Origin of the sequence: Streptomyces ossamyceticus (genome assembly GCF_001418475.1) — a bacterium.
GTDB lineage: Bacteria > Actinomycetota > Actinomycetes > Streptomycetales > Streptomycetaceae > Streptomyces > Streptomyces ossamyceticus.
Map to the genome: position 1 here is coordinate 1 of NZ_LIQX01000380.1, position 8682 is coordinate 8682.

The 8682-nt window shown below is 69.0% G+C and carries 5 protein-coding genes; 2 read left to right on the forward strand and 3 right to left on the reverse strand.

Features of this window, described 5'->3' with window-relative positions; all coding sequences use genetic code 11:
• Positions 1–37: 37 nt before the first annotated feature.
• On the reverse strand, positions 38–874 hold the full coding sequence (locus AOK15_RS26420; RefSeq protein ID WP_107099522.1) for a PIG-L family deacetylase: 837 nt from the start codon (positions 872–874) through the stop codon (positions 38–40).
• Positions 875–1558: 684 nt separating this feature from the next.
• Here AOK15_RS26420 and AOK15_RS26425 point away from each other — a divergent pair.
• Together AOK15_RS26425 and AOK15_RS26430 are read left to right on the forward strand one after the other, a co-directional pair.
• Positions 1559–4396 (forward strand): carbohydrate-binding protein, encoded by a 2838-nt coding sequence (locus tag AOK15_RS26425; protein ID WP_055520863.1) that lies wholly within the window; start codon positions 1559–1561, stop codon positions 4394–4396.
• 29 nt (positions 4397–4425) lie between these two features.
• Entirely contained in the window at positions 4426–6138 is a 1713-nt protein-coding gene (locus AOK15_RS26430; RefSeq protein ID WP_055520866.1) for a lectin, read from the forward strand.
• Positions 6139–6203: 65 nt separating this feature from the next.
• On the opposite strand, the gene AOK15_RS26435 is transcribed toward AOK15_RS26430, so the two are convergent.
• Complete coding sequence (locus AOK15_RS26435; protein WP_055520864.1) at positions 6204–7493, reverse strand: ricin-type beta-trefoil lectin domain protein; 1290 nt, start codon at positions 7491–7493, stop codon at positions 6204–6206.
• A 73-nt stretch (positions 7494–7566) separates the two neighbouring features.
• The coding region (locus AOK15_RS26440; RefSeq protein WP_055520865.1) for an arabinofuranosidase catalytic domain-containing protein at positions 7567–8682 on the reverse strand (1116 nt) is incomplete at its 5' end.

Genomic DNA, 8682 nt, shown 5'->3' on the forward strand with positions numbered 1-8682 from the left:
CGCCGGCGTGCGCTGATCCGCTCGTCGGACGGGCGGATCAGCGCAGGCCGGCGAAGAGATCGCTCTCGGGCAGGGCGGCGCCGGTGGTGTCCTGGACGCGTACGAACGTCTCCACGCCCATGAACTCGCCGAACCTCTCCTTGCCCATCCCGAGGAAGAAGATGTTCTCGCCCTGGCTGGCGTGCGCGGCCAACGCGTCGAACTTCTGACCGCTGAACGCGGTGGTGTCCACCCACGTGGTGATCTCATCGTCGGGGAGGCCGATCTCGGCCAGCGCGGCGGTCTCGGCGGGATCCGGCTCCGGCATGTCCGGATTGAACTCGCGCATGATCTCGCCGAACCGCCGCATCGACGAGCGGGGCATCGTGGTCCAGTACACCTTCGGTGCCAGGTTCTCGGTCATCTCCAGCGCCGCCATCGTGATGCGGTGGGCCTGGATGTGGTCGGGGTGGCCGTAGAAGCCGTTCTCGTCGTAGGTGACGACCACATCAGGTCGGTAGCGCCGCATGAGGTCCGCGAGTCGGGCCGCGCCCTTCTCCACGGGGGTCTGCCAGAAGGATTCGGGGGCGTCGTTGCTGGGCCAGCCCACCATCCCGGAGTCGGCGTAGTCGAGCATCTCCAGATCGCTGATCTTCAGGACCTCGCAGCTGGCCTCGAGCTCTTGGCGGCGGATCGAGGCGACCGCCGCCGGATCGTGTCCCGGGTCGCCCGGCTTGACGCCCCCGGGCCCGTCACCGCAGCCGCCGTCGGTACACGTCACGAGAACCGTGCGGATGCCTTCCGCCGCGTACCGCGCGAGGACCCCTCCGGTTCCCGTGGCCTCGTCGTCCGGGTGGGCGTGTACCGCCATGAGCGTCAGGGGCCGTCCAGCCACGAATCAGTCCTCCTACAGACCTACGTCTTGAATCCAGGCGCGGCGGCATGCCGCGACCGCGGGGTCCGGTTCCCGGCGCGACGGACGATCCTACGGTCCCCGTGATCCCCGAGCGTGTGGTCCCGGCCCTTCACTTGATCAACCACACCGACCGCACCGGATGTTCCCAGCGCGGACGCTTGGTTTCAGGTGTGGGAGTACAGCGCGAACGGAGCAGGATGCCTGTGGCGAACGTGAGCAGGTGGACCAGGACGACGCGGCCAAGGCCATGGGGGTGTGGCCACGGGGTTCCCGCGTATCGTTCGCGCAGCAACTACCTGGTCTCGTACGGCGTGTTGACGCGCTGGACGAACTCGTGGTGGCGCCCTCCTGCGCCTTGCGGCTGCACGCACCCGAGCCCCGCCCACCGGCAGCCGGCAATGCCCGGCTGATCCGGGGGGAAGTGTGGACACGTCGGGCTGAAGTCTCCTAGCCTTGCTGACGGACCATCACGGTCGTCGATGTGACCCGACAGCGCGGTAGCCATCGACTCCAGCTTTTTCCGAGCGGTTGCCCCCGCTCGGCGTAGTGGCCCGCTGAGACACACCCGGCGGGCCGAAGCGGCGACATCCCGCTACGGCATCGGCGCGGCAGCGCGCGCCCCAAGCCTGTCAGTCATCTGTTCAGGAAGGGGACAGCATTGTCATGTTCACGATAATCAGGAGGGTCGCGGCCGCACGTTGGCCGGCCATCGGTTCGGCTCTGCTCCTGGTCGCGGCCGCTCTCATCGCGAACCTGTCCGGCGCGACGCCGGCCGCGGCGCACCCGATCAACGGCGCAGACTTCCAGCAGGTCCAACTGGCCCGCGGCGTGTCGGAGGTCGGTGAGCCGATGTCGCTGGCCGTGCTCGCCGACCGGTCGGTGCTCCATACCGCCCGCAACGGGACCGTGCGCCGCACCGACGCGGGCGGCACCACCACGGTCATCGGCACCATCCCCGTCTACGTGCACGACGAGGACGGCCTGCAAGGCATCGGCATCGACCCGGGTTTCGCCACCAACCGGCACATCTACCTCTACTACGCCCCGCCGCTGTCCACGCCGGGAGGCGACGCACCGACCACCGGCGGCAACTGGTCCACGTGGCAGGGAGTCAACAGGCTCTCCCGGTTCACGCTCAACGCCGACTTCACGATCAACCAGTCCAGCAAGGTGGATGTCCTCGACGTGCCGGCCGACCGCGGCATCTGCTGCCACGCCGGTGGGGACATCGACTTCGACGCGGCAGGCAACCTGTACCTGTCCACCGGCGACGACACCAACCCGTTCGAGTCCGCCGGATATGCCCCACTCGACGAACGGACCAACCGCAACCCGGCGTTCGACGCGCAGCGCACCGCCGCCAACACCAACGACCTGCGCGGCAAGATCCTGCGGATCAAGGTGAAGGACGACGGGTCGTACTCGATCCCGGAAGGCAACATGTTCGCCCCCGGCACGGCCAGGACCCGGCCGGAGATCTACGCGATGGGCCTGCGCAACCCGTTCCGGATGAGCGTGGACAAGGCCACCGGCATCGTCTACGTCGGCGACTACGGCCCCGACGCCGGGGCCACCTCGGCGCGCGGGCCCCAGGGCCAGGTCGAGTTCAACCGCGTCACGGGCCCGGGCTTCTACGGCTGGCCGTACTGCAACGGCACGAACACGAACGCCGAGACGTTCGCCGAGTGGGACTTCGCCACCAACACGGCGGGCGCGAAGTACAACTGCTCGGGCGGGGCGACGAACAACTCGTTCCGCAACACCGGCCTGAGCACGCTGCCGCCCGCCAAGGCCGCCTGGATCCGCTACGGCGGTGACGCCGGCAGCCCGCCGGCGTTCGGCGGCGGCTCGGAGTCGCCGATGGCGGGCCCGGTGTACCGTTACGACCCCGACGTCAGCTCGCCCACGAAGTTCCCCCAGTCGTTCGACGGGCAGTTCTTCGCCACGGAGTTCGGCCGCGGCTGGATCAAGCCGATCCACCTCAACGCCGACGGCTCCCCGGGGACCATCGACAGCTTCCCCTGGAACGGCAAGCAGGTGATCGACTCGGCGTTCGGCCCGGACGGCTCCTACTACGTGCTGGACTACGGCACCGGGTATTACCAGGGCGACCAGAACTCCGCCCTGTACCGCTTCGACTACGTCGGCGTCGGCAACCGCGCGCCCACGGCGGTGGCCGGCGCCAACCGGACGTCCGGCGCGGCGCCGCTGACCGTGACCTTCTCCTCGGCCGGCTCGTCCGACCCCGACGGTGGGGCACTGACCTATGCGTGGAGCTTCGGTGACGGCACCAGCTCCACCGCCGCCAACCCGACGAAGACGTACAACACGAACGGGAACTACACGGCCACGCTGACCGTGCGTGACCCGCAGGGTGCCACCGGCACCGCCGACGTGCGGATCACCGTCGGCAACACCGCGCCGACCGTGACCATCAACAGACCCGCCGCGGGGGAGATCTTCACCTTCGGCGACACCGTGCCCTTCACTGTCACCGTGACCGATCCGGAGGACGGCACCGTCGACTGCGCCAAGGTCAAGATGACGTACATCGTCGGTCACGACAGCCACGGCCACCCGATCACCTCGAAGACCGGCTGCTCCGGCACGATCACCATCCCGGTCGACGGTGAGCACGACGACGCGGCGAACATCTTCGGGGTCTTCGACGCCGAGTACACCGACAACGCCGGGCTCACCACGCACACGCAGCACACCCTGCAGCCCAAGCACCGGCAGGCCGAGCACTACAAGACGTCGTCCGGCGTCACCATCCTGGACAAGTCGACCGCCGAGGGCGGCAAGTCCGTCGGCGACATCGAGAACGGTGACTGGATCGCGTTCGAGCCGTACAAGCTGAACAACGCCACGTCGTTCAGTGCCCGGGTGTCGTCGGGCGGCGCGGGCGGCACGTTGCAGGTTCGGGCCGGCTCGCCGACCGGCACCGTCCTCGGCTCCGCAACCGTCCCGGTCACCGGCTCGTGGACGAACTTCACCACCGTGCGTGGCTCGATCTCCGGTGCACCGGCCGGCACCACCACGCTCTACCTGACCTTCACCGGCGGCTCAGGATTCCTCTTCGACGTCGACGCGTTCACCTTCGACACCGGCGAAGGCCCGTCCGCGGGTCCGATCGTGGGAGTCGCGGGCAAGTGTCTGGATGTCCGTGACGGCGCTTCCGCGGACGGGACGGCGGTGCAGATCTCGTCCTGTACGGGGTCGGCGAGGCAGCAGTGGACGGTGACGCCGGGCTCGACGGTCAAGGCGCTGGGCAAGTGCCTGGACGTCAGCGGCAACAGCACGGCGGACGGGGCGAAGGTCCAGTTGTGGTCCTGCAACGGCGGTGCCAACCAGAACTGGCAGACGTCCCAGGACGGGTCGCTGCGGAACCCGCAGTCGGGCAAGTGCCTGGACGTGTCGGGCGGTGGCTCCGCGGACGGCACCCTGGTGCACCTGTGGACCTGCCACGGCGGCGCCAACCAGAAATGGACCCTGCCCTGATGTCGGTCACCAAGAAGGGAGCGACGCACATGCGCAGACAACTCCGAACCCTGCTCGGTGGGGCGGCCACGGCACTCGCCACTCTGGTCCTCCTCGGACAGCCCCACCCCGTCCATGCCGCGGACACGGCCTACGACGTCCTCGTGTTCTCCAGGACGGCCGGTTTCCGGCACGACTCGATCCCGGCGGGGATCCAGGCCATCCGCGACCTCGGCGCGGCGAACAGCTTCACGGTCACGGCCACGGAGGACGGCAACCAGTTCACCACCGGCAACCTGAGCCGCTACGAGGCGGTGATCTTCCTCAACACCACCGGCGACGTCCTCAACGACGCCCAGCAGTCGGCGTTCCAGTCGTACATCGGCTCGGGCGGCGGCTTCGTCGGCGTCCACTCGGCCGCGGACACGGAGTACGAGTGGCCGTTCTACGGCGATCTGGTCGGCGCCTACTTCGCCTCGCACCCCGCTGTCCAGCAGGCCAACGTCAAGGTGGAGGGGCGGGCGCACGCGGCGACCGCCCACCTGCCGCAGACCTGGACCCGCACCGACGAGTGGTACAACTTCCGGACCAACCCCCGCACCACCGCGCGCGTGCTCACCACGCTGGACGAGTCGTCGTACTCGGGTGGCTCGATGGGTGCCGACCACCCACACAGCTGGTGCAAGACCCACGCGGGTGGCCGGGCCTTCTACACCGGCGGCGGGCACAGTCAGGCGTCGTACGCGGAGCCGGCTTTCCGGGCGCATCTCCTCGGCGGCATCCGGTACGCGGCGGGCCGGACCAAGGCCGACTGCCGGCCCGAGACCGGCTACACACCCCTCTACAACGGCTCGACCACCGGTTGGTCGCAGGCCGGTCCGGGCGGCTTCACCAACACGGACGCCACCCTCGCCTCCTACGGCGGCATGGGCATGCTCTGGTACAGCGCCAAGCAGTTCACCAACTACTCGCTGAAGCTGGACTGGAAGATGCCCGGCGACGACAACTCCGGCGTGGTCGTGGGCTTCCCACCGACGAACGACCCGCAGTCGGCACTGGACAACGGCTACGAGGTCCAGATCGACGCCACCGACGCGCCCGACCGCACGACGGGCTCGATCTACGCCGTCAAGGCCCCGGACACGGCTGCCCGGGACGCGGCGCTCAATCCACCGGGCGAGTGGAACACCTTCGAGGTGCTGGTGGAGGGCGAGCGGCTCCAGGTGTGGCTCAACGGCGTGAAGATCAATGACTTCACCAACACGAACCCCGCCCGCTCGCTCGCCGGCCACGTCGGCATCCAGAACCACGGCACGGGGGACGACGTGTCGTTCCGCAACATCCGGATCAAGGAGCTGGGCGGCAGCCCGACCCCCACCCCCGGCGCGGGTCCGATCGTGGGAGTCGGGGGCAAGTGTCTGGATGTCCGTGACGGCGGTTCGGCGGACGGGACGGCGGTGCAGATCTCGTCGTGTACGGGGTCGGCGAGGCAGCAGTGGACGGTGACGCCGGGGTCGACGGTCAAGGCGCTGGGCAAGTGCCTGGACGTCAGCGGTGGCAGTACGGCGGACGGGGCGAGAGTCGTGCTGTGGTCCTGCAACGGTCGTGCCAACCAGAACTGGCAGGCGAACCCGGACGGGTCGCTGCGGAACCCGCAGTCGGGCAAGTGCCTGGACGTGTCGGGCGGTGGCTCCGCGGACGGCACCCTGGTGCACCTGTGGTCCTGCCACGGCGGCGCCAACCAGAAATGGACCTTGCCCTGAGCTGACGCCGCACGCAGGAAGGGCCCCCGACACCGCGCGGTGTCGGGGGCCCTTCCCTCGTGTGCCTACGCTCGCGCCCAGCGCTGGTTGGCGCCGTCGTGGCAGCTCCACACGACGACCGCGGAGCCGTTGGCGGTGCCCGCGCCGTTGACGTCCAGGCACAGGCCGTTCTGAGCGTTGCGGATCGTGCCGTTGCTGTTGAGGGCCCACTGCTGGTTGGCGCCACCGTTGCAGTCCTGGATCTGCACCCGCGTGCCGGCGGCGGCGTCGGTAGGAACGTTCAGGCACTTGCCCATCACCTGAAGCGCCTGACCGTTCTGGGTGAACTGCTGGTTGGCGTTGCTGTGGCAGTCCCAGACGATCATCGGTGTGCCGTTGGCCCCGTTCGCGCCGTTGACGTCCAGGCACCGGCCCGCACTCTCGTTGCGCAGCCGGAACGTGGTCGGGTCCGGCGGGGTGGGCGTCGAGCCGTCGAGCTGTGTGAAGAAGTTCCACACCACCGCCCGGGTCCACGACCTCTCCCCGGGCTCGTAGTCACCGGCCGATCCATCGACGGGACCGGGTGTATGACCCGCGTCGAACGCGGCCCATGCCACGGGGTAGCCGGCGCGGCACCCCGAGTAGGTCGTGACGACATGCGTGAGGCTGCCCCGTGCCGGCTCCGGCGGGTTCTGGGCGGTGCAGCCGTTGTTCCGCACGAACCTGTCACGCAGCGAACGCCCTGTGGCGATCGGGAGCACCGGGTCCCGCAAGCCGTGCAGACCGATGTACGCGACCGGCTGGGTACCGCCGTTGCACCCGCTCAACTGGCCGCCCGCGTACACGGCGACCGCGCGGAACACGGTAGGCCGGGAGCACGCGAGTGCGAAACTCATGCCGCCGCCGTAGCTGAAACCCCCGGCGAAGCGCTGGTTCGTGTCGACACACAGGCCCGCGTCGATCAGCCTGACCATGTCGTCCACGAAGGTCAGATCCTCGCCGTTGGAATTGGCCCAGCCGTTCCCGAGGCCCTGCGGCGCGACGAAGATCGCGCTGTCGTTCGAGATCGCTCGCAGGCCGTAGTACGACCAGGAGTATCCGCTGGTTCCGCCCGAGTCGACGTCATTGGCGGTGCCGCCGTTCCAGTGGAAACCGAAGACCACTCGGTACGGGCGGTTGTTGTCGTAGCTGGCGGGCACCCGCAGGATGAAGTTACGCGTCCTGCCGCTGCTCTGGATCGAGCGCGGACCACTCGACAGCGTCGGGGGCTTGCCGCATCCGGAGCTCGGGGCGACGGAGGGGGCCTCGGCCGCGGCGGCGGACGAAAGTCCGATGCCGCTGATGCCGGCCGCGGCGAGTAAGAGGGTGATGACCATCGCGATCGGTGTGCGCCATCGGTGACGATTGATGCCTTGTCGCATCATGTTTCTCCCTTCATGGATGAGCAACTCAGCGGTAGCCGGCGGCGACGATGTTGGCCTGTACCGCGTTGTCGGTCGCGTCGGACGGGTAGCCGGACACCATCGCGCCCTCGTAGAAGGTGCCGGCGCTGAGGTTCGCGCCGCCGCCGGGCTTGCAGCAGTCACCACCGCTGCCGAGGATGATGGCGCCCTGCTTCTTCATGGGGCTGTAGCCGGGCGGCAGCGCGCCGTCCCACAGCGTGGTCAGGCTTCCGGACTGGGCGTTGGCACCCCTGAGCGCGAAACGGCTCGTCCCGTTGTTCTTCAACATCGCCGTCACGAACTTGCTGGTGAAGGCCCGCTGGTTCGTGTTCCAGCTCTGGCTTCCACCGGAGTAGAGGCCCCATTCGAGGTCGGCCTGGACCCAGGGACCTCTGCCGGCGCACCCGCCGAACCAGCACTGGGTGCTGAAATTGATCGCGTCCATCGCCCCGGCCGCGTCGGCCGCTCGGGTCGTCTCACTGTTGCCGTAGTCGAAGCAGCAGCCGCCGTTGACATGGGTGCCGCTGGTCACCATGTACATGCCTTCGGGGGCGCTGCCGGTCGGTACGCCGGTCAGGTGGCCGTCCCGCCAGTAGCTGTTGCCGGGGTTGATGTAGAGCGAGTAGGCCTTGCTGCCGCCGACCGTCAGAGACTCCGACGTCGCGGTCGCCGGGCGGCTCTGGGAGGAGCCGGGAACCACACTCGAACCCTGGTACCACAGGTCGTTCCCGCGGCCGGACTGGTCGTAGACGACGGTGACGACACAGGCGGTCCCCGCGCAGAACGAGTCCTGTGTCGCCGCGTCGGCGGCGCCCCCCGCGCTCCGGACGCCTATGTTCCGGGTCGTGCTGTCGGACGAACGCCGGACTTGGTAGAGGTTGCCGGCGTAGGTGCCGTAGAGCGCTCGTACGGTGCTGTGGGCGGCGATGCAGGGGGTGCCGCCCGAGGCGTAGATGTCACATGTGCCCGCGCCGCCCGGCGCCGGCGGGTCCGGCGGGTCCGGCGGCGGGGTCGGTGAACTCCACTGCTGGTTGGTGCCGCCGTTGCAGGACCAGAGGATGGTCCTGGTGCCGTTGGCGGTGCCGGCTGCGTTGGCGTCGAGGCAGAGTCCGGACTGGACGCC

Bases quoted from the DNA above. Each gene is read 5' to 3' on its own strand.
- AOK15_RS26425 (WP_055520863.1), top strand. From the start codon at position 1,559: ATGTTCACGATAATCAGGAGGGTCGCGGCCGCACGTTGGCCGGCCATC.
- AOK15_RS26430 (WP_055520866.1), top strand. From the start codon at position 4,426: ATGCGCAGACAACTCCGAACCCTGCTCGGTGGGGCGGCCACGGCACTC.
- AOK15_RS26435 (WP_055520864.1), bottom strand. From the start codon at position 7,493: ATGGTCATCACCCTCTTACTCGCCGCGGCCGGCATCAGCGGCATCGGA.